Source organism: Pantoea sp. BJ2 (assembly GCF_040255075.1).
Classification (GTDB): Bacteria; Pseudomonadota; Gammaproteobacteria; order Enterobacterales; family Enterobacteriaceae; genus Pantoea; species Pantoea leporis.
The window spans coordinates 459,276-480,378 of the sequence record NZ_CP158293.1 but is presented as its reverse complement, the minus strand read 5'-3'; the positions used below and the strand labels follow the sequence as shown (position 1 = coordinate 480,378).

At 54.9% G+C, this 21,103-nt stretch carries 16 protein-coding genes; 6 read left to right on the top strand and 10 right to left on the bottom strand.

Translation table 11 applies throughout. The annotated features are described in order from the left end of the window. Positions 1-39: 39 nt before the first annotated feature. From AAF463_RS21705 to AAF463_RS21695, 3 genes are all read right to left on the bottom strand, one after another. Entirely contained in the window at positions 40-840 is an 801-nt protein-coding gene (locus AAF463_RS21705; protein ID WP_110866857.1) for a MetQ/NlpA family lipoprotein, read from the bottom strand. 91 nt (positions 841-931) lie between these two features. Continuing rightward, entirely contained in the window at positions 932-1,735 is an 804-nt protein-coding gene (locus AAF463_RS21700; RefSeq protein ID WP_350262452.1) for an MBL fold metallo-hydrolase, read from the bottom strand. Positions 1,736-1,876: 141 nt separating this feature from the next. Further along, the gene (locus tag AAF463_RS21695; protein WP_350262049.1) at positions 1,877-2,206 is read right to left on the bottom strand and encodes a gamma-glutamylcyclotransferase family protein; all 330 of its coding nucleotides are present in this window, start codon (positions 2,204-2,206) and stop codon (positions 1,877-1,879) included. Between the two features lie 134 nt (positions 2,207-2,340). Here AAF463_RS21695 and AAF463_RS21690 point away from each other — a divergent pair, with 134 nt between their 5' ends. Further along, positions 2,341-3,360 carry an MBL fold metallo-hydrolase gene (locus AAF463_RS21690; RefSeq protein ID WP_350262048.1) on the top strand — a complete coding sequence of 340 codons (1,020 nt, stop codon included), beginning with the start codon at positions 2,341-2,343 and terminating at the stop codon, positions 3,358-3,360. Positions 3,361-3,387: 27 nt separating this feature from the next. Here AAF463_RS21690 and AAF463_RS21685 read toward each other — a convergent pair whose 3' ends face one another. The 5 genes from AAF463_RS21685 to AAF463_RS21665 form a co-directional block, all read right to left on the bottom strand. Beyond that, positions 3,388-3,933 (bottom strand): RNA polymerase sigma factor, encoded by a 546-nt coding sequence (locus AAF463_RS21685; RefSeq protein ID WP_350262047.1) that lies wholly within the window; start codon positions 3,931-3,933, stop codon positions 3,388-3,390. 5 nt (positions 3,934-3,938) lie between these two features. Continuing rightward, positions 3,939-4,382 (bottom strand): hypothetical protein, encoded by a 444-nt coding sequence (locus tag AAF463_RS21680; RefSeq protein WP_350262046.1) that lies wholly within the window; start codon positions 4,380-4,382, stop codon positions 3,939-3,941. A gap of 138 nt (positions 4,383-4,520) precedes the next feature. Next, a complete protein-coding gene (locus AAF463_RS21675; protein WP_101761530.1) occupies positions 4,521-5,231 on the bottom strand; it encodes an SDR family oxidoreductase in 711 nt (236 codons plus the stop codon). 134 nt (positions 5,232-5,365) lie between these two features. Further along, the gene (locus AAF463_RS21670; protein ID WP_350262045.1) at positions 5,366-6,736 is read right to left on the bottom strand and encodes an amidohydrolase; all 1,371 of its coding nucleotides are present in this window, start codon (positions 6,734-6,736) and stop codon (positions 5,366-5,368) included. Positions 6,737-6,842: 106 nt separating this feature from the next. Next, a complete protein-coding gene (locus AAF463_RS21665; RefSeq protein ID WP_350262044.1) occupies positions 6,843-15,305 on the bottom strand; it encodes a glucoamylase family protein in 8,463 nt (2,820 codons plus the stop codon). Between the two features lie 406 nt (positions 15,306-15,711). Between AAF463_RS21665 and AAF463_RS21660 the strand changes: the two genes are divergently transcribed. Both AAF463_RS21660 and AAF463_RS21655 read left to right on the top strand, forming a co-directional pair. After that, on the top strand, positions 15,712-15,873 hold the full coding sequence (locus tag AAF463_RS21660; RefSeq protein WP_217548267.1) for a YnfU family zinc-binding protein: 162 nt from the start codon (positions 15,712-15,714) through the stop codon (positions 15,871-15,873). A gap of 4 nt (positions 15,874-15,877) precedes the next feature. Next, positions 15,878-16,123: a hypothetical protein gene (locus AAF463_RS21655; RefSeq protein ID WP_350262043.1), complete on the top strand. Its 246-nt coding sequence runs from the start codon at positions 15,878-15,880 to the stop codon at positions 16,121-16,123. A gap of 17 nt (positions 16,124-16,140) precedes the next feature. Here the strand turns inward: AAF463_RS21655 and AAF463_RS21650 are convergent, their stop codons facing one another. Then, entirely contained in the window at positions 16,141-16,413 is a 273-nt protein-coding gene (locus AAF463_RS21650) for a hypothetical protein (protein ID WP_137387362.1), read from the bottom strand. Positions 16,414-16,608: 195 nt separating this feature from the next. Here AAF463_RS21650 and AAF463_RS21645 point away from each other — a divergent pair, with 195 nt between their 5' ends. Continuing rightward, the gene (locus AAF463_RS21645; RefSeq protein WP_350262042.1) at positions 16,609-17,085 is read left to right on the top strand and encodes a ferritin-like domain-containing protein; all 477 of its coding nucleotides are present in this window, start codon (positions 16,609-16,611) and stop codon (positions 17,083-17,085) included. A gap of 166 nt (positions 17,086-17,251) precedes the next feature. Then, positions 17,252-18,634 (top strand): H(+)/Cl(-) exchange transporter ClcA, encoded by a 1,383-nt coding sequence (gene clcA / locus AAF463_RS21640; protein ID WP_350262041.1) that lies wholly within the window; start codon positions 17,252-17,254, stop codon positions 18,632-18,634. Between the two features lie 309 nt (positions 18,635-18,943). Here clcA and ampR read toward each other — a convergent pair whose 3' ends face one another. Beyond that, the gene (gene ampR, locus AAF463_RS21635) at positions 18,944-19,828 is read right to left on the bottom strand and encodes a LysR family transcriptional regulator AmpR (RefSeq protein ID WP_192234829.1); all 885 of its coding nucleotides are present in this window, start codon (positions 19,826-19,828) and stop codon (positions 18,944-18,946) included. Between the two features lie 116 nt (positions 19,829-19,944). Here ampR and blaPSZ point away from each other — a divergent pair, with 116 nt between their 5' ends. Beyond that, entirely contained in the window at positions 19,945-21,078 is a 1,134-nt protein-coding gene (gene blaPSZ / locus AAF463_RS21630; protein ID WP_350262451.1) for a PSZ family class C beta-lactamase, read from the top strand. The last annotated feature ends 25 nt before the right edge of the window (positions 21,079-21,103 follow it).

Genomic DNA, 21,103 nt, shown 5'->3' with positions numbered 1-21,103 from the left:
TGAAACTGCGCAGTTAATATCTGCGCAGTTTTCGCCGAATTACCAGCCTTTAATAATATCGCCTTTGTAGATCTCGTTGGCTTTATCCAGCACTTCCTGTGACTGGAAGGCTTGTTTCAGCTTCTGCACGTTGGCGCTGTCTTTATTATCTTCACGCGCCACAATCGCATTCACATAAGGCGAGGCTTTGCCTTCCATAAACATGCCGTCACGCGAGGCAGAGAGATTAACCAGCGCGGCGAAGTTGTTGTTGATGATCGAAAGATAAACCTGCGGATCGTCCAGCGTACGCGCCAGCTGCGGTGTATCCACCTCAACAATTTTCAGCTTCTTCGGATTGTCGGTGATATCCAGCGTGGTTGGCAGCAGGCCCGCTTCCGGTTTCACTTTGATCAAGCCCTGCGCCTGCAACAGCAGCAGGCTGCGGCCGAGCGTGGTGGCTTCGTTGGAGAGGGTCACGGTGGCGCCGTCAGGCAACGCTTTCAGCGTTTTAATCTTGCGCGAGTAGCCTGCAATCGGGAACACAAAGGTGTTGGTGACCACGGCGAAGTGGTAGCCGCGCTCTTTGGATTGCATCTCCAGATAAGGCAGGCTCTGGAAGGCGTTGGCATCGACATCTTTGTTGAACAGCGCTTCATTCGGCTGCACATAATCATTGAAGGCCACCACATCGACATCTAGCTGATATTTGTCGTGCGCCACTTGCTTCACGGTATCCCACAGCGCCTGGTCTGGTCCGGTATTAATGGCCACTTTGATTTGATTTTCATCGTCTTTGTTGCAGCCACTAAGCAGCGCCACGGATGCAGCCAGCAGCGTCGTGAGTAAAATTTTCTTCATTGCGCGGATTCCCTTTAAACGTAGGGAACGGACTATAATGGATGTTTAGACGTCTGTACATCCATTCGCAGCGCGTTTGCTTACAATTCGTTCAGGAGAGAGACTTTTGCAAGCAGGCAATATATTTCTCGCCCGACTGCATCACGATCCGCTGCGCGTCTGCGACAATTTCTCGCTGCTCGAACGCGCCGTATAAGCGCGAAAATTTTAGCGCCGCCAGCCGACGCATAATATCGCTGACTGCCGCCGCCGGTAACGGCAGCATATTTGGATAGCTCCACATAAATGACACCGCATTCGCGCCAGGCGCGACTTGCACGATATCGCCACTCAACAGCACGCCGTCATCGTGCGTCCAATGCAATACGCATCCGCCAGCAAAATGTCCGCCAAGACGAACCAGTTTCACTTCCGGCACAATTTCCAGCTCGTCATTTTGCCAAAGATGAATATGCGGGCTGTCGCGCATAATCCATTGGCTATCGTTAGCATGCAGATAGATCGGCGCGTCGAATGCCGCTGCCCAATCCTGCATGGTGCTGTAATAGTGCGGATGTGAGATAGCGATGGCGTGAATACCGCCGAGCGCGGTAATAATCGCTTTGGTGGCATCATCGAAATTAGCGATGCAATCCCACAGAATATTGCCGTGCGGCGTTTGCAGCAGAAACGCGCGTTGATTAATAGCAAAGCTGGGCACGGTTTGCAGACTGAACACGTTGGCAGCGTGCTGCTGCCATTTATTGCAGTGTGTGGCTTGCAGGCTATGCAGTGAAGTCCATTTTTGCCCGCTGGCCGGCACAAACTGTCGTTCATCTTCACATATTTTACAGTGTTCGATTTGACTCTGTTGCTCATCGTAAGATGTGCCGCAGGCGGTGCAGACTTTGATCATCATGAATTCCTCTCGTCTATTTGAGATTCATTCTAGAAGCCGAAATCAGGACGCGCGCAGATCATTACAGATTGTATTGAGGACGTTGCACCGCATTTGGGGTGGAAGAGGAAAGTGGGCGTAAATACTGGCATTGTGAAGTTAAAGTTGCGGCTGCAACTGATAAATCCACGCCGTGATCAGCTCGCCATTGCTGGTGGTGACATCAACTTCCACGCGATCGTAGCCATCTTCAAACTCATCGAGCATCGGCCAATGTGGATCGAGCTTGTCAGACATAAACAGATAACCCGGTACGCGCGGGCCATTGTCCTGCAACACAATGCCGGGGAAATCTGCTGCTGCGCCCCAGCCGCGTTCATAAAAGGTGCCTGAAACCGTTCCCGCCAGCCATTCGCCACCGATGTTTTCCAGAATATGCGCATTTGAATGGCCGGGCTGGAGCGTACCGTAAACAAATAAACGTTTCATTTTCCCTCATAAAATCAAGCAAAAGGGTTACTTTAACTCTCGGCGTTAGCGATGTCATCAACCGCCCATTATGCGATGTGCGTTGCCGTAAAAGTGACTATTCTGAAGGACCCGCGATGAGAGGTAAAAGATCAATGTTGAATAGTTCGAGCATTTGTCGCTGCAATATAAAACGCTATCCGCAATCCGCTCAGTTTGATGGCAAAAGGTTTAACAATAAGATCCCACGCCAGCAGTTAGGATTAACTGAGTTCGCCAAACTATTCTGGGATTTTGCCTTTAATAAACCGAAAAACACCGCACCTGAATCTGCATTGCCGTTAATCAAACTCGACGCGCAGCAACTTGATGCGGCGGCGGATAACAGCGTATTTCGTCTTGGTCACTCTTCATTGCTGTTTAAAATGCAGGGCAAATATTGGCTGACCGATCCGGTATTTACGCAGCGCGCTTCGCCCTTTACGTGGTTTGGTCCCAAACGGTTCCAGCCTGTGCCGATTGCGCTTGAAGATTTGCCGCCCATTGAAGGGATCATTCTTTCGCATGATCATTACGATCATCTGGATTATCACACCATTTTGCAGCTCAAAGATCGCGTGCGCTATTTCCTGACGCCGCTGGGTGTCGGTGATTTACTGATATCCTGGGGCGTTGCGCCGGAAAAAATCACTCAGCTAGATTGGTGGGAATCAAAGAATATCGGCGGTATTCATTTTGTCGCCACGCCATCACAGCATTTTTCTGGCCGTGGCATGTTCGACAGTAATAAGCGGCTGTGGTGCTCATGGAGCATTATCAGCGATGATTTCCGCCTGTTCTATGGCGGGGATTCCGGTTATTTCGATGGTTTCAAACAGATCGGTAATAAATTCGGCCCGTTCGATATGGCCTTCCTGGAAAACGGTGCGTATGACCGCCGCTGGGCCGATATTCATATGCTGCCACAAGACACCATCAAAGCCTTTATTGACCTTAACGCGAAATGGCTGTTCCCGATTCACAATGCCGCTTTCGATTTAGCGTTTCATGCATGGAATGATCCGCTTAATCAAATAGTGACGCTGGCGCAGGAACAGCAGATTAATGTGTCGATGCCACAACTCGGGCAAGGCGTGCAATTTTTGCAGCCGCAGCAAGAGAAAAAGTGGTGGTAAATGATGCCCGATTGCCAGGCAATCGGGTTATCCGGTTATTTCGTCATAAAGGTTACGCAGGCGCGTGCGTAGAAATAGCACCGCTTTGTGCTTGCGCGATAATAACGTCTGCACGCTGCTGCCGCTCTCTTGCGCCAGCTGGTTAAAGCTGTAGCCGAGCAGTTCGGTTTTCTCGAATACCTCGCGCTGCGCGTCAGGTAATTCGGCTAAGGCTTCTTCCAGTTCTTCCCACAGCAGCGTTTTCAGATACTCATCTTCTGGCGTCTGCGGCACGCCAAATAAAGTCTCTGCCAACTCATCTTCCGGAAAATCCTGCTCTTCGCGACCACCAAAATAATCAGCGAGCGGCAGCTCACGTTTTTTCCGCGCCCGGTCGGTCATTTCATTGCGTGCCGCCCGGAACAGCCAGGCGGCGACATTCTCCACCGGCTGTTCCACCTGCATCAGCTTATAAGTGACTTCCTGCAAGATATCGTCGGCATCTTCACGTACCGCGGTTCGCCCGCGAATGAACGCATTTAGCTTAGTGCGGCAGGCGGTGATTGCCGACATCGGCAGTGAATCCTGCGCCATCACGCTTACCCGGCGTCGCTGGATTTGGGCGGATTATTCTCTGGCTGCGGACGCGTTTCACCTCGCTCATCACGACGACCATGCCAGTCGCAACGATCGTGATGACCACGATGACCAAAGCGATTGCGGCGATGCTGCATAAACTCTTCGCGCTGTTCTGGCGTCATCTGCATCCAGCGCTCGTGCATGCGGCGACGCGCCATGCCGAACATGCCCGGACGGAATCCCAAACCGCCAAACAAGATGCGGCACAACGCCAGCAAGCCCAGCGCCTGCCAGAAACCGATGCTTTTCACACCGATGATGCCCGGCAGCAACGCATTCCACAGCGACATCACCAACAAGCCCAGCGCGGCGATAATCACCGCGCCCATCAGCAGCGGTTTCGCCAGGCGATGACCGCCAAAATGCTCCCGATGACCGTGTCTGTGCATATCAAAATCTCTCATTGTTTTGTCCTCATGACATTAACGGATAACTGCTGGTGATGAGGTAGACGAATGAGCAGTGAGAATATTGCTAAAAAAACGTAAAAAAGAAAAAGGCCGCCGGATGGCAGCCTCGCGTTATGATTTTTTACTGCTGAATCAGCGCCTGGCTTTATCGCGGCGTGGACGAATAACAATATCTGCAATCTGCGTATCTTCCGGACTATCCACAATAAACCGCACGGCGCGCGCCACCGAACTCGCATCGAGATACTCCTGCGGATTGATCGGCGCATGGTTACCCGCGCGGGCACGCGAGGCTTGATTCATCGGCGTATCGGTTGGGCCGGGCGCGACTGTCGCGACCCGCACGCCATGTTCGCTCTCTTCGCTACGCAGCGCATGCGCCAGCGCGGTAAGGGCAAATTTGGAGGCGGAGTAAATGACGTGTCCCGCTAACGCCAGCGTCCCGGAGCCGGAGTTGATAAACACCACTTTGCCCTGTGAGGCGCGCAGGGCGGGCAAGGTTAAGCGCGTGAGTTCTGCAGGCGCAATGACATTAATGTTCAGGTGCTGTTGCCACAGTTCTGGCGTGGCGGAGAAGGTGGTGCTGAGAATCGAGATCGCCGCCGAATGCACCAGCACATCAACCCGATTTAATGTGGCGGTAAACGCGGCCACGGCGGCAAAATCTGTGATATCCAGTGCAAGCGGAATCACATTGGTGACCTGTTCTAAAGCCTGCAACGTTTGCTGATTGCGCCCAATCGCGTAAACCTGATGATCGGCCGCCAATAACTTCACGGTTTCCAGGCCAATGCCGCTGTTGCCGCCGGTGACAATCGCGACCGGTAGTGCTGATGCTGTCATAGGTTCCTCTCCTGTTGATGATTTCAAGCTATGGAAAAGGACGGCCGCAGGCAAATGCCTAAATTGACTATGAATTGCTGGCTTTCGCCATACAGCTTTTGCAGGGTGCGCATTGATGCGCACCAGGTCGAAGTTTACACCTTTCTCAAGCTGCCAAACGTCTGTTTGCCGTTAAAGAACGTCGCCATCACCGGCGCGATGTGCGCAACAGCTTCCGCAGAACAACTGGCGTTAACCAGCATCATGGTGGCGTGGTCCTGCGCTTTCGGCCATTGCTGTTCGCCGTGGCTATTCAGCGGCAACACCTCGTTGGTGGCGATACCTAACGCGCGGCTCAGTGAATACTCATCCGGCCCACGATAGAGCTGCGAATAGACGTTGGCTTTCTCCAGCATGCTGCCGCTGCCAAAGGGCTGCCAGTGATCGGCGATGGTGTCGGTGCCAGACCACACCGGCACGCCTGCGGCGCGCAACTGCGGCAGCGGCATGATTACGCGACCAATCGGTACGGTGGTGGCGATACTAAACTGCTGCTCTTTCAGTTCCTCAATCATCGCCGTCAGTTCGTTACCCTGTAACGTCCCCAGGGCAAAGGCGTGGCTGAGGGTGACTTTGCCTTTCAGCTGAGGATTGCCGCGCACCGTTTTCAGCATGTAGCGGATCGCCGCCACACCGTGCGGTTCGGTTTCATGAAGATGAATATCGATCGGTGCGGCGAAGTCGAGCGCGATGCTGAACAGGGTATCCAGTGACTTCTCCATCGCGCCGTCAACGTTGGTTGGGTCCAGTCCGCCGACGTAGTGCGCGCCCATCTTCATCGCTTCGCGCATCATGCTTTCAACGTGCGAACGCAATAATCCGTGCTGTGGGAAGGCGACAATGTCGGCATGAAAATCATCGCGATGGCTGGCAATCGCCTGCTGCAGATGCTCCAGACCGTGTAATTTGCTGACCGGATCAATATTGCAATGGCTGCGTGCAAAACTGCTGCCTTTGGATTGCAGCAGGCCAATCAGTTTTCCGGCACGGATTTCAGAAGTCGGCAGCAGTTCGGGCAGGATCTGCTCTTCCTGATGAATCATATCAATCACGCTATGGCGCGGCAGCGGGGCGCGCCAGCTTTCGCCGTAAAAGGTTTTATCGAGATGAATATGCATGTCGCGCGTGGCGGGCAGCAGCAGATAACCTGCGGCGTCCCACGTTGGCAGATTAAGGCTAACGCCCGCAGGATGAACGGCGGCAATCTTGCCAGCGCTCACCTCGACATCATACAAACCGGTTTGCGTGGCGGTGATCACATCTTTATTGCGGATAAAGGCTTCTTCCAGGCGCACATTGCGCAGCAAAAAGTGCGTGGCATCAACGCGGCTGGCAGGCGCCGGTTGGCAGGTTTCTACCGCCTGAATGCTGCGGCTCATGCCCGCGCTGAGCAAGGTGCCTGCGGCGGTGAGTTTCATGCCGGCGGAGAGAAAATCCCGGCGATTGCCGGGTGATAAGAGGCTCATGAATTATTCTCCTTGTAAGGGAGAATAACCCTAAAATAGCCGCTGGCAGGGCGCTGCGATATTTTCCACTGCTGGCTATGGTGAAAACTAATGACCGCAGTGATTGCTACTCAGCGAGATGAATTCGTACCTGATGATTTCCGACGTCGCAGCTGAGTGCGATGGCATCATCGGCACTCAGCACATCATCCAGCCACAGCTGATAAGCGCCAGGCGTGCGCCGCATCTCAATCTCATAGCGCGCGGCCCCTTCGTGATAAATCACCTTCGCGCCCGGCCATGCTTTGGGCAGACGCGGACGCAGCCGCAATGTATCGCCGTGGCGCGTGATGCCGAGCAGGCTTTCGATGATCAGCTGATAAGTCCAGCCCGCCGATCCGGTGTACCACGTCCAGCCGCCACGACCTTCATGGTTCTCGGCGCTGTAAACATCCGCCGCCATCACGTAAGGTTCGACTTTGTAAGTTGCAACAGCGGCAGCATCAAGGCTGTGATTGATCGGATTGATCAGCGCCAGCAACGCCCATGCGCGCTCGACCTGGCCCATCTCGGCGAACGCCATAATTGCCCACAGCGCGCCGTGCGTGTATTGCCCTCCGTTTTCACGGATGCCAGGCAGATAACCGCGAATGTATCCCGGATTGGGGCCTGCGCCATTGAACGGCGGCGTCAGCAGTTTAATCAGGCCGTTATCGCTATCCACCAATTGCTGATCGAGCGCCTGCATCGCCGAGGCGCATTTGTCGTGATCGCCAGCCGCAGACAGCACCGACCAACTCTGCGCGATGGCATCAATGCGACATTCGGCGTTGCGCTGTGAACCCAGGGTTTCACCGTTATCGAAGTAGCCACGCAGGAACCATTCACCATCCCAGGCGAGCTGATTGAGCGCCGTTTTCAGCTTCTCCGCCTGTTGTTTGCACAAGCTGGCGGCTTCCGGCTGATCGATACGGGTGGAGAGCGCGGCAAAGCGCGTGAGCACGCTGTAAAGGAAAAAGCCGAGCCAGACGCTTTCACCTTTACCGGCAATACCCACTTCGCTCATGCCATCATTCCAGTCGCCGGAACCCATCAGCGGCAAACCATGCTCACCAAACCGCAGACCATGCTGAATGGCACGCAAGCCATGCTGCCACAGGTTTTCCTGCAGCTGACTGACGTTCGGCAGGCTGTAAACTGACTCTTCTTCGGCGGTGAGCAGTGGCGCTTCAAGATAGCTAATCGGCTGTTCTAACAGCGCAAGATCCTCCGTGGCGGTGATGTAGTGGCAGAGTGCAAAGGGCAGCCAGAGATAATCATCTGAGCAGCGGGTGCGCACGCCGCGTCCGGCGGGCGGATGCCACCAATGCTGCACATCGCCCTCGAGGAACTGGCGGGAAGCGCATAGCACCAGCTGATCGCGCAGTAAGTTTGGCGCGGCGTGGGTGAGCGACAACGTATCCTGCAGCTGATCGCGGAAGCCAAACGCGCCACCGGACTGATAATAACCGCTGCGCGCCAGCAAACGGCTGGCCAGCGTTTGGTACAGCAGCCAGTTATTCGCCAGCAGATTCACCGCTGTATCGGGCGTTTGCACCTCGACTTTGTTTAACAGATTGCGCCATTGCTGCTGCACTTTCGCCAGTTCGGCTTCCGCCTGTTCGCTGGGAAGAAATTGCTGCATCAGCGTCAACGCCGCTGCGGTATCTTCCGCCGCGCCTAACACAAACACCAGCGTGCGCGTATCGCCGTCAATCAAGGTGGTCAGCGTTTGCAGAGTGGCGCAGGGATCGAGCCCCGCGCCGGTGTTGCCTGATAAACCGCGCGCTTGCATCATCGCGGGCTTACGCGTCGAGCCATTGCGGCCCAGACACTCAAGGCGATTACCGCTGAATGCAATCTGATTGCCGGATGCGGCGAAGAAGGCGGTGCGCATCGATCCGCTGCTGGTATAGGGATTTACCGCCAGAATGGCGCTGCCATCCGCCACTATCGCCGAAGAAGTTTGTACATGGCGGGCAGATTGGCTCATCAGCTCACCCAGAACCCATTCGACGTAGCCGGTGATCGACAAATGACGGGTTTTGCCAGACAGATTACTGAGCTGAATCAGGGTGATTTTCGCCGCCTGCTCGCCAGCTACGAAGGTGGTGAGCGTGCTGCTAATGCCTTGCTCCTGATGCATAAAGCGGCTGTAACCCATGCCGTGCTGCGTCAAATAATCTCCGGCGCCGCGCATCGGCAGCGGCATAGGTGACCAGACATCGCCGCTCTCCTCATCGCGCAAATAAAAGGCTTCGCCCGACGTATCGCTGACCGGATCGTTGTGCCACGGCGTCAGGCGGTATTCATGCGCATTTTCATACCATGTGTAGGCCTGACCACTTTCTGAAATCACGCTACCAAACTGTTTATTTGCCAGCACATTGCACCAGGGCGCGGGCGTCTGCTGATGTGGGGACAACAAAATGTGATATTCACTGCCATCGGCGCTGTAGCCGCCGGTGCCATTGAACAACTGCATGTTTTCCGGCACTGCGAGGCGGGCGGGCGCAGGAAAGGCCTGTTTATGCGCCAGGAAGCGGCAAGGCGGCGCCACCGGCTGCGGTTTTAACAGCACCGTCAGCTGGTCGGCCAAACTGCCGTTGCGGCCTTCCAGCACCACGGCAGCTACGCTGAGTAGCAGCGTGACATCTTCGGCCGCAAAATGCTCGCTTTGGCGCAGGAAGATGCCGCCAGGCTTGTCGGTCAGCATCTGCATCTCGCCTGATGAAATCATTTTGAGCAGCTGATTTTGCAACAGCTGCTGATAGCCGATTTGCTCGCCGTTGAGGATCACCAAATCTGCCGTCAATCCTTTCTGGCGCCAGTATTGATGCGCTTTGATCATATTGCTCACCAGGCTGAGCTGGGTACCGTTTTCGATGCGCACCAGCACGATCGGTAAGTCGCCAGACAGCGAGTGTCGCCACAGCGACGATTGTCCCAGGCGATTCTGCTGCAGACGCTGGCTGTCGCCGCGCATTTCAGGGCTGGCAAAAATCACCGCGCTGGCGAGCTGGTTATACAAACTGGCATCTTCAGCGAGGATATTCAGCTGACGCAGCGCCACCTGACTGTGCGAGGCCGCCATTTCAAATATCCGATTGGCGTAGACATTGTTGCGATACTTCTCAAGCAAGCCAAGGCAGACATCACGCTGCGTGGTGACGCCATACACCAGATCGAGGGTGACGGATTTACCCGCTTTGATGGCGATTTTCTGGCGAATCGACAGCAATGGATCGAGCACCGCACCTGCGCTGCCGCTGAGTACGCCATCGGCTGCCATCGCCTGCGGATCGGCGGCAGTTCTGCCGCGACCAATAAACTGCGCGCGGTCGGTTTCATAATGCGTATCGCGCTCGCTGGTGCCGTGAATCAGCAGGGCGTGGAACATCCACAGCGGCTCGGTTTTCTCATCGCGCGGGCGGCGATGCGCCAAAATCGCTTCCAGTTCAGTGACGATTTCGGTTTGCACAAACAGGTTGCTGAACGCCGGATGCGCCATATCGCTGGCGGCAGAAGCCAGCACCACTTCCGCATAGCTGGTGATGTCTATTTCACGCAGCTGGCGTGAATGGTTGGTCAGGACGATGCGGCGGATTTCCACATCATCTTCTGGCGACACCACCACCTGAGTGCGGGTGCTGAGCGTTTCCATGCGCGATTCAAACTCCGCGCCGGCGTCGGTAAAGCGTGCAATGTGCTGCGGGCGCGCATCACCGCTGGGCTGGAACGTCGGGCTAATCAGCTCGCCGGATTGGCGATCGCGGATGTAGCAGAAGATACCGTGCTGATTGCTGGTGCCATCGGCGCGCCAGCGGGTTAACGCCAATCCTTTCCACTGGCTATACCCGGTGCCGGATTGCGTCACCATCACATGATAATTGGCATTCGACAGCAGCTGGATTTGCGGCAGATGCGCCGCCGAGCCGCTGAACTCGCGCAGTTCGGGCGTATCTGAACGCGGTTTGATCTCGCTGGTGTCAACGAAATGCCGACGCGGGGTATACAGCTCAATGTCATCCGGCACGCGCTCCTGCAGCAGCAAGTAGGAAGACTGGAAGCGCGCACTCGACATAAACCGCGCCACCATCGGCGCTTCATGCAGCAGATGCGAAATCGCCAGAAAACCCATGCCCTGGTGATGCGCCATGTAAGTTTTCACCGCGACAAATTGCTGGCCGCGCGCCAGGCGCTGCGCGGTGAAATCGAGCGCCTCGTAAAAACCGTATTTGCCGCAGGCACCCATTTTCTTCAGTCGCATCAGGTTGTCAGTGGCCTGATGCGGCAGCACCATCAGCGCCAACAGCGAGGCGTAGGGCGCAACCACATGATCATCGTTGAGGCCACGCTTCAGCCCTAACTCTGGCGTACCAAAGGCTTTGTATTGATAGTTTTGGCTGTCATCGAACGCGGCGTAAGCCGACTCGGAGACGCCCCACGGAATCTGCGCGGCATCACCGGACGCGATCTGCTGCTTCACCGCCGACAGTGCCATTTTTTCCAGCAGCGTATCCGGGTAAACCGGCATCACCAGATGCGGCATCAGGTACTCAAACATCGAGCCGCTCCACGACATCACCGCCGGTTTGTTATCCAGTTGGGTGAACAAACGGCCCAGCACGAACCAGCTTTTTACCGGCAGCTGATTAGCAGAGATGGCGTAGTAGTGCGTCAGGCGCACTTCGGACGGGAAGAGATCGTAATGGCCTTTATCGAGCGCGCCGCTGTCAAGATTGTAACCCACGCTGAGCAGCGCGGTTTTTTCGACATAGAGAAAGCGGAAATCCATTTTTGCATGATCTTCCAGCCGTCCTTCCAGCTCCAGCAAGGTCGCCATGCGTTCACGTGCGGCCCACATCACAGACGCCGCGAGCTGAGAATGGAGGCCGGGGCGATGACGCTCTAACTCACTCAGCCACAGCAGAGAAGGCAAGGCGGCAGGCAGATCATCACCCGATGTGATCCAGCTGAAAAACAGCGTCCACTCCTGCTGCAAATCGCTGAGCTGGCGGATAAACCGTTCAAACCATTTCACCTGCAACGGCGGCAGCTGCATCTGCGCCAGCAGAATTTCACTCTGCGCGATCAGCGACGAGAGATGACTGGCAATCGCAACGGGCGCGGCCTGTTGCAGCGCATCAAACTGCGCGGTTAACTCATCCCAGCGATCGTTACGCTCTGTGCCCATTTGCGCTTTCGCCAGCAGCAAGGTGTCATGCAGACCGGCCATGATCACTGGCAAGGCGAGCACCGGCAGATGCTTCCACTGCGCAAGCCCGGCCTGCAGGGTGGCGAGGTGCGCGGCGAGATTGCCGCTATCGACGGTGGAGACGTAGCGCGGATTTAATGGCTTCAGCGTGTAAGTGTCATACCAGTTGTAGAGATGTCCACGAAAATGCTCCATGCGATCGAGGCTATCCAGCGCGGCGAGCGAACGGATAATCACCTGTTTCTGCGTGATGTAGCCAAAATCCCATGCGGTTAAATTGGCCAGCAGCGACAGGCCGATATTGGTTGGCGAGGTGCGATGCGCCACCACCGGCTGCAACACTTCCTGAAAATTATCCGGCGGCAAGTGGTTATGTTCGGCGGTGACGAAATCTTCAAACCAAGCCCAGGTGTGACGCGCGGTGTGGCGCAAAAACTGTTGCTGCTCGGTGGAGAGCTTTTTCTGGCGCGAATGGGCCGGTTTACTCAACTGCCACAACAGCCACGGTGTGATCAGCCACAGCAGCGAGATCGGCAGCGCCAGCGCAATCAATTCAGGATTAACCAGCGCGGTTAAAAGTGACAGTGCAACGCCCGCCGCTGGGTTAAACCACATCGCCTGATAAAAATGGCGCAGTGACGGCGTGGGCGACGAACTGCCCGCCGAGGCGCTTTTCCATTCATGGAGAAATTGCCCGCTCACGTTGAGTCGCCACAGCGTGACGATAATCGCCTTCAGCGACCAGTAACTTTCATGCGGTAGTGTCGCCAGCGTCAGTCCCGCGCGGCTCAGGCGCATTAACGCATCCGAAGACAGGATAGTGAGATGATGCTGCCAGGCGCGCGTCTTGCTTTTGCGCATGCCTTCCATGCTCAACGCTAAGGCGCTGGGCAACAGCAGGAACAGCGCAATGCAGCCGAGCCAAAACGGCGGATTCGCCACCCAACTAAATGCCAGAAACATCAGCAGCAGCAAGGCGGGCGAAATCAGGCTGCGACGCAGGTTGTCGAACAATTTCCAGCGCGACAGTGCACTGAGCGGATTGGCCTGATAGCCGCCATCCTCCAGTCGCACGCGTAGTTTCAGCCAGTTCAGCAGCTGCCAGTCACCGCGTACCCAGCGGAAACGCCGCGCGACATCGCTGAGATAGTTATCCGGATAGTGTTCGTACAGCACCACATTGCTGACCACGCCGGAGCGCGCATAACAGCCTTCCAGCAGATCGTGGCTGAGCACCAGATTTTCCGGGCAGGTATTACGCGTCGCGCGGGTAAAGGCTGCCACATCGTAAATGCCTTTGCCGACAAACGAACCTTCGCCAAACAGATCCTGATAGATATCGGAAGACATGGAGGAATACGCATCGTTGCCCGGCACGCTGCTGGAGAGACGCGCGTAGCGGCCCTGGCCAAAGGGCGGAATCTCCTCCGCCAGACGGGGCTGCAGAATGGCATAGCCTTCCACCACGCGATTCAGGCTGTCATCAAACACCGGCGCATTGAGCGGATGCGCCATAATGCCAATCAGCTTGTGCGCGGTTTCTCGCGGCAGAATGGTGTCGCTATCGAGGGTAATGACGTATTTCACCGTGCGCATTTGCGCCTGGCTGGCGCCGACGATGACGTTAAACATCTCCGCTTCGCCCTGCAGCCAGCGATTGAGCGCATGCAGTTTGCCGCGCTTACGCTCATAACCCATCCACACGCCCTGCGAAGGGTTGTGCATGCGGTTGCGATGCAGCAGAGAAAACAGCCCATCATTGTGCGACTTGCTGCTGTAACGGCGGTTGAGCGCCTGAATTTTCAGCACTGCGTAACCGATGATTTCGGCATCATCGTCATCGTGTTCGGCCGCGCTGTCGGTGAAATCGGCCAGCAGCATAAAGCTGATGTTGTTGAGCGCATTACCGAGATAGCTGGTTTCAAGCGACCGCAACAGCGCATCGGTGCCATGTTTGCTGCTGATTAAACAGGGGATCACCACCAGCGTGCGATCGCCATCCGGTACCGCCCGCTCGTAATCAAGTCGCGGAAGCGGTACCGGATGGCGGGTGCGGGTTGTCACTTCGCTGAGCAGCTGCAGGGCGAGCTGGCTGCTGATTAAGATCACCGCCGGCACCAGTAACAGCCACAGCACCACCGACATCGCGGATTGATGAGTGAAAAACAGCGCTTCGGCGCTGAAAGCGGTGGTCAATAACGTCAGGCTGCCCAGCCAGGAGAGCAGCGGCGTTTGGCTGAGATGATGGCGCGCCTGATTCAGCCAGGAACGGCGCGGCTTTAGCTGTTGCTCAAGCTGCGCACGCCCTTTATCCAGCAGGAAGTAACCAATATGCTGTTGGCGCGCTGGCAATGCGGCCTGACGACTCAGCGCCAAAACCTGATTGGCCACGTTTAGCTCGTCGAATTCGCTCTGGCGAGCCAGCTCTTCAACCACATGCCGATATTGATCGCGGCTGTCAAAATGCATCTGGGGATAAATCCCGGCGGGATCCTGCGCCAACACCTGCTCGACCAGGCTCAGCGACTCCACCAAATCCTGCCAGTTGATTTCGCCAAGCTGGCGCAATCCGGCAATGCTGTTGCTGACCGAGAGCTGACTCAGTGCCAGCTGGCGGTTGAACTGTTCAATCACATCCGCAGTATTACGCCCGGTGTTCAGCAGATGTTGCTCCACCCACGTTAGCGCCAGCGAGTGATTCTGCCCATTCAGTTTACGCGCCAGTTCGGCGACAAACGCGCCGGAAAGCTGATCGTTTTTGTGCGCCATATCGGCGATCACCTGAATCACGCGAGTGGCGTCCCTGGCGGAGTGATGAACGATCTCATTAATCCACGCTTCGGCCTGGCTGCGCTCCTGATGAATCTCAGCAACGCCTTGCGCAATACGTGCGAGGTTATCGAGCAGCGCAAAGCGCAGCATGGCGGGAAGCGCCCATAGTTCACCCATCAGCAGCGGCGTCACGCGTTGATAAGCATGAATAAAGGTCGCCAACACTGCTGACTCTAAGCGGCCATCACTGTGGCTGATCATCTCATCCGCGATCGCCTGAATGCGCAAAGAGTGCGCGGGGTCTTTCAGCGCAGGTAAACCCTGACCAAATTTGGTGGGCAACAGATGGCGCACCATCCGAATTTGCTCTTCAATAATATAAAAATTATCCAGCAACCATTCGCCAGCCGGTGTCAAATTACGCTTCTCACCGGTACTTAATATTTCTGCGCTTTTTATCAGCGCCTGTTCGTTTTCCGTCAGCCGCTGCAATAATTTATAGCTTTTTTTGGCGTCGGAAAGATGATGCGTTTTTGCCAGACGCTCGCCATATATTTCCATTTGCCGCTCGGAAAAAACATCTGGCCGGTTCGCCTGGTAAATACCGCTGTGATGTAAAAACTCAAAACTACTGCGTGCCGTTGCCGGAAGCGCACTACTGCTAATGAATGGCCCGGTGGAAAGTTTATTTTTCATAATGGCGTCGCAAAAAATCCAATGGATTATAAAAGTCAGCACTATCAACAGGAAAGTTGACGGTATAAGAGAGGGCGAGGGAAAATATTTGTCTGTTTTGAGTATAGTGCCAAATCGATCTTACGGTTGGTTTATAAAATAAAAGTTAATTTAGAACATTTAACTGAACGTAATGATGGGGTTGAGGATCTTTAACGTGGTTGTCAAGTGTGAGTGGCAATGAAAATAATCAGGTGTGTTAGAATTAGTTAACGGAAAAAGGAAATAAATTATGAGCTGGTTAAATCAATTTTTAGAAAGCTTATCACGCCGGGAAGTCAAAACTCAGTGTCCAGTCTGTAAAAAGTTTTGCCCACAATCTTCCTTAAAGCAAGCGCGCGGACAGGCTATGTTGTGCCCGCACTGTAAATCACTGTTTATTGCCGAGGAGTAAGCCAATGCGCCATATTCTTGAATGGATTGATGTAAATGAACAAGCGCCCGGCTACAAGCAGGAGTGCATCGTGCAACTTGAAAATGGTGAGGTGCAGGGCGGCTGGCTTTATGGCGGGCAATCGCGCAGCGGCGAGCATATTTTCCTTGAAGCGCATGCGGAATATGAAACCAGCAAAGAGGTGAATTTCTGGATGTCATTGCCGCCAGCGCAACCGGACCAACTCGCTGCGTTTCACTCGCCGATATGAAAGAGCACAAGATAATATTATCGCTCATATTCGATAAATGACCGTTGCGCTTCAGCCTGATCGACAAACTGAAAAGCGTAAGGATGTATCAGTTGTTCATCACAATACCAGCAGTCATTAACACGTTTAAAAACGTCACCCTGATGAAAGGGTTGAACTTTATCCAGACGCATAACGGCATATTTGCCATTGTTGAAGGTAACTTCATACAGAGAAATTAATCCGAGCGGCATTAATCTGCGTTCGTGAATAATTTCGCCGTTGAGCTCTGGCGGGCCTGGCTTTTTCATTATGTTCTCTCCGATTGACCTGGTTTAAGTCTGGCAATGATTTAAACAATGCGGTGAGTTTATTTTCAGGCTTCGCTTGTGAATTGTCTATTGTCCGCCAGGATTAAGTCAGGCTTATGTGCCGGCGTAATTCCTTATTCACTCTCGCCCACGTTTTTACCTACCTGATATTCTATTCTACTAAAAGGCCATATTATGACGATTAAAACACTGCAAGATCTGTTTGTGCATGATCTCTCTGATATTTACAGCGCAGAAAAACAGATCATCAAAGCGTTACCAAAAATGATTCGCGCAGCCTCTGATCCTAATCTGGTTGCGGCTTTTAAACAGCACCTCGAAGAAACGCGCGGACAAATTGAACGTATTGATCAACTGGTTGAGCTCACGGATGGCGTGCAGATCAAACGAATGAAATGCCATGCGCTGGAAGGTCTGGCCGAAGAGGCGCAGGAAATTATCGATGAAGTAGAAAAAGGGCCGGTTTGCGATGCTGGACTGATCGGTGCCGCACAGAAAGTTGAGCACTATGAGATCGCCACCTACGGCACCTTGCGCGCCTTAGCCCTGAAGCTGGATTATCAGGATGCCGCCAGGTTACTGGGTGAAACGCTGGAAGAAGAAAAAGCCACTGATGAAAAACTGACGCTGATTGCTGAAGAGCAGGATTAATTCCTCGTAGAGGAGGTTGATGCATCGGCTAAAAATGCCCAACCTCTTCGATCCTGAAAAATCCGCTTGCGAATTCCTGGGTTAAAAATCACTTCATTCTCAGTATGCTAATCCCTATTTTTTCAAACTAACGTTTGAACACTGTTCTGAATACAGAGGGATTTGCATGTCTGCTCATCATCACTCCGCAGAGCCCAAAACGATTTTACGTGCTGGGCGCTTCTTATTGATGCAGAAACTATTACGCCGCGACAAAACGCCCGTTGCACTATTACTGCTGGCTGCGCTGGTCGGTGTGCTAACCGGTTTGGTTGGCGTAGCCTTTGATAAAGCGGTGAATTTTGTGGTGCAGACGCGATTGAGCTGGCTCGCGGATGCCGGTGACAATCTGCTGGTGAAAATAATCGGTGCGTTTTTCCTTTCGGCATTATTAGGCGCTATTGGCTATTTCCTGGTGCGACGTTACGCGGAAGAAGCGGGCGGATCGGGTATTCCTGAAATCGAAGGCGCGCTGGAAGAGCTCCGACCGGTGCGCTGGTGGCGCGTACTACCGGTGAAATTCATTGGTGGTATGGGCGCGTTAGGTTCAGGCATGGTGTTGGGTCGCGAAGGGCCAACCGTGCAGTTGGGTGGCAATATCGGTGGCATGTGTGTCGATCTGTTCCGCGTTAAATCTTCTGAATCTCGCCACACGTTGCTGGCAACCGGCGCTGCCGCGGGTTTATCGGCCGCCTTCAATGCGCCGCTGGCGGGCATCCTGTTTATTATTGAAGAGATGCGTCCGCAGTTTCGTTACAGCCTGATTTCCATCAAAGCGGTGTTTGTTGGCGTTATCGTCTCCAGCATTGTTTTCCGCGTGTGTAATGGTAATGAGGCGATCATCAATATTGGTCAGTTGCAGGATGCGCCAACTAATACGCTGTGGCTTTATCTGGTATTAGGCGTGTTATTCGGTGGCTGCGGCGTGGCATTTAATCGCTTCATTTTCCTCGCGCAGGATCAGTTTCAGCGTTTGCACCAAGGTCGCGTGGCACCTTGGGTGATGTGGGGAAGCTTACTGGCTGGCGCGTGCGGCGTGATTGGCCTGGTGCTGCCACAAGCCATCAACGGCGGGATTGCCCTGATCCCCGATTTCTCCAGCGGTAGCTATAGCGCGCTGGCCTTGTTTCTGCTCTTCGCACTGCGCACGCTCATCACTGTCTGCTGTTTCTCCTCCGGCGCGCCAGGCGGTATTTTCGCCCCGATGCTGACGCTAGGCACGCTGCTCGGCACCTGCTTCGGCCAGCTCTGCATGCAGTGGCTGCCGGGTTTACATCTGGAGCCGGCAACCTTTGCCGTGGCCGGAATGGGCTCGCTGTTTGCGGCGTCGGTGCGCGCGCCGCTGACCGGCATTGTGCTGGTGCTGGAGATGACCAACAATTATCAGCTGATTTTGCCGATGATCATTACCTGTCTCGGCGCAACGCTGGCCGCGCAATTCTTCGGCGGCAAACCGCTGTACTCCGCACTTCTTGCACGCACGCTGGCGAAGGCGAAACAAACTGCGTAATGCTTGTTGGTCAGCAAAGCGCCCGTGCGGTCTCTGACAAATGAGCCCTTTTCAACAACACGCACCTAAGCTTATTAGCAGGCCGGGGGCGCTTTTGGTCCGGCAATCCGCAGCGCTGAGCGAAGCGAGGAGGCCAGGAGAGCCCGCAGGACGCGGGCGAAAGGCGGAGCCGGGACAAGGATGTCCCGTCTCAGCCGGTCCGTCAGGCCGACGAGTGAAGTGAAGGTACCGCGCAAGCGGCGCGAGGACCGCCGGACCAAAAGTGACTCCGGCCTGCGCATTCGCGCTACAAATCACGTGTTCGTTTAATTAGTGCGCACCGGGCAAAAAGGTATTAATCAACCAGCCAGAAAATGCCGTCATCGCGGTGCTTTCGGGCCGCGATTGCAACCGCGTTAACCAATAGCCGCCGAGATCGATTTCAGCGGCGAAAGGGCGCACCAGCTTCTCACTTTGCAGCAGGTGATTGAAAATCCTCACCGGTGCCAGCGCAATCCCCGCACCTAACAACGCCGCTTCAATCATCGTCAGCGACGAGTCAAAAATCATCACCGGATGCGCAGGCGATGGCGCATGTTCGTTCATGCTTTGCAGCCATTGGCTCCACTCATCACGGCGGAACGAGCGCAGCAGGGTAAATTTGTGCACGTCTGCAGGCTGTTGTAGCTGCCGGGCAATGGCCGGATTACACAGCGGTGATAACGGCGCAGGACAAATACACTGCGCCTCGGTGCCGTGCCAGGCGCCGCTACCAAAGCGAATGGTGTAATCGTGGCCTTCGGCAGCCGGATCGACGCGATTGTTGTGGGTGGAGAGTTGCAGCTCAATGTGCGGATAACGGCGGTTAAAATCCTCTAATCGCGGCAACAGCAAGCCGGTGGCAAAGCTTCCCACCACACCAACTTTCAATTTTTCGCGCATTTGACCGGATGAGAAACGATCCAGCGTATCGGCAATCCGATCGAATGAGTCGTTGAGCACCGGCAACAGGCTTTCGCCTTCTGTGGTCAGCATCAACCCGCGCGATACCCGCACAAACAGCTGGCAACCGAGCTGCTGTTCCAGCGATTTTACCTGCTGGCTCACGGCTGCATGGGTTACGTGCAGCTCAATCGCCGCATTAGTAAAACTTAGATGACGTGCAGCGGCTTCAAAGGCTCTAAGCGCGTTCAAGGGAATATAGGGTCGTGTCATGCGCCAACCTGTAAGATTTTCTATTGTCTGACGCTAAAATTAACAGTTTGTTGCACCCTGTCAAATTGGTCAAACTCCCTGCGGAACAACAACCCGGAAGGTTAACTACAGTGAAATTGATTTCTCAAACATTGATAGCTACAGCGCTGACCTCGGCGTGCTCCATGGCGTTCGCCGCGAAGGCGGATGTGCAGGCAACCATTGATCAGGCGATCAAACCGCTAATGCAGCAGCAATCAATTCCCGGCATGGCGGTGGCGGTGGTGGTTAAAGGCCTGCCTCACTATTTCACCTGGGGCATGGCGGATGTCAAACAGCAGCGCCCGGTCACCCAAGACACGCTGTTTGAGCTGGGTTCGGTGAGTAAAACCTTCACCGGCGTGCTGAGTGGCGTTGCGGTGAATAAAGGCGAGATCGCGCTGAGCGATGCTGCCAGCAAATATTGGCCGGCACTGAACACGCCGCAGTGGCGCGACATCACGCTGCTGCAGCTGGCGACTTACACCGCTGGCGGTTTGCCGCTGCAGGTGCCCGATGCCGTGACCGACGAAAAGGCGCTGGCGAACTTCTATCAACAATGGCAACCACAATGGACGCCGGGCAACACGCGTCAATATGCCAACAGCAGCATCGGCTTATTTGGCTGGCTGGCGACGAAACCCAGCGGGCTGACTTTTGAACAGGCAATGCAGCAGCGCGTATTCACGCCATTGCAGCTCAAGCACACCTTTATCACCGTGCCTGACGCCGCGAAAAATGCTTACGCATGGGGCTACCGCGAAGGCAAACCGGTGCGCGTGTCGCCGGGCATGCTGGATGCTGAAGCCTATGGCGTGAAGTCGTCGATTAAAGATATGGCGCGCTGGATGCAGGCCAATATGGATCCGCAGCAGGTTAACGATAAGCCGCTGCAGCAGGCGCTGGATTTCGCGCAAACGCGTTTCTATCGCACCGATGCGCTCTATCAAGGTTTGGGGTGGGAGATGCTGGATTGGCCCGCTCAGGCGGAGATGGCGGCGAAGGGCGCGGATAACAAAGTGGCGCTTGGGCCGCAGCCGGTGCGGGATGCCGAATCACATCCGCGTGTCAGCGCGTCGTGGGTGCATAAGACCGGCGCAACCGGTGGCTTCGGTGCTTATGTCGCCTTCATCCCGGAGAAACAGGTTGGCATTGTGATATTGGCGAACAAAAATTATCCCAATACCGAGCGGGTTAAAGCCGCGATGCAGATTCTGAAAGCGTTGCAGTAAGCTTATGGGGCGAACGCCTCGCCCC

Bases quoted from the DNA above. Each gene is read 5' to 3' on its own strand.
- clcA (WP_350262041.1), top strand. From the start codon at position 17,252: ATGTCTGCTCATCATCACTCCGCAGAGCCCAAAACGATTTTACGTGCT.
- AAF463_RS21685 (WP_350262047.1), bottom strand. From the start codon at position 3,933: ATGGCGCAGGATTCACTGCCGATGTCGGCAATCACCGCCTGCCGCACT.
- AAF463_RS21645 (WP_350262042.1), top strand. From the start codon at position 16,609: ATGACGATTAAAACACTGCAAGATCTGTTTGTGCATGATCTCTCTGAT.
- AAF463_RS21660 (WP_217548267.1), top strand. From the start codon at position 15,712: ATGAGCTGGTTAAATCAATTTTTAGAAAGCTTATCACGCCGGGAAGTC.
- AAF463_RS21655 (WP_350262043.1), top strand. From the start codon at position 15,878: ATGCGCCATATTCTTGAATGGATTGATGTAAATGAACAAGCGCCCGGC.
- ampR (WP_192234829.1), bottom strand. From the start codon at position 19,828: ATGACACGACCCTATATTCCCTTGAACGCGCTTAGAGCCTTTGAAGCC.
- AAF463_RS21670 (WP_350262045.1), bottom strand. From the start codon at position 6,736: ATGAGCCTCTTATCACCCGGCAATCGCCGGGATTTTCTCTCCGCCGGC.
- AAF463_RS21650 (WP_137387362.1), bottom strand. From the start codon at position 16,413: ATGAAAAAGCCAGGCCCGCCAGAGCTCAACGGCGAAATTATTCACGAA.
- AAF463_RS21695 (WP_350262049.1), bottom strand. From the start codon at position 2,206: ATGAAACGTTTATTTGTTTACGGTACGCTCCAGCCCGGCCATTCAAAT.
- AAF463_RS21700 (WP_350262452.1), bottom strand. From the start codon at position 1,735: ATGATCAAAGTCTGCACCGCCTGCGGCACATCTTACGATGAGCAACAG.
- AAF463_RS21665 (WP_350262044.1), bottom strand. From the start codon at position 15,305: ATGGAAATATATGGCGAGCGTCTGGCAAAAACGCATCATCTTTCCGAC.
- AAF463_RS21680 (WP_350262046.1), bottom strand. From the start codon at position 4,382: ATGAGAGATTTTGATATGCACAGACACGGTCATCGGGAGCATTTTGGC.
- AAF463_RS21705 (WP_110866857.1), bottom strand. From the start codon at position 840: ATGAAGAAAATTTTACTCACGACGCTGCTGGCTGCATCCGTGGCGCTG.
- AAF463_RS21675 (WP_101761530.1), bottom strand. From the start codon at position 5,231: ATGACAGCATCAGCACTACCGGTCGCGATTGTCACCGGCGGCAACAGC.
- AAF463_RS21690 (WP_350262048.1), top strand. From the start codon at position 2,341: ATGTTGAATAGTTCGAGCATTTGTCGCTGCAATATAAAACGCTATCCG.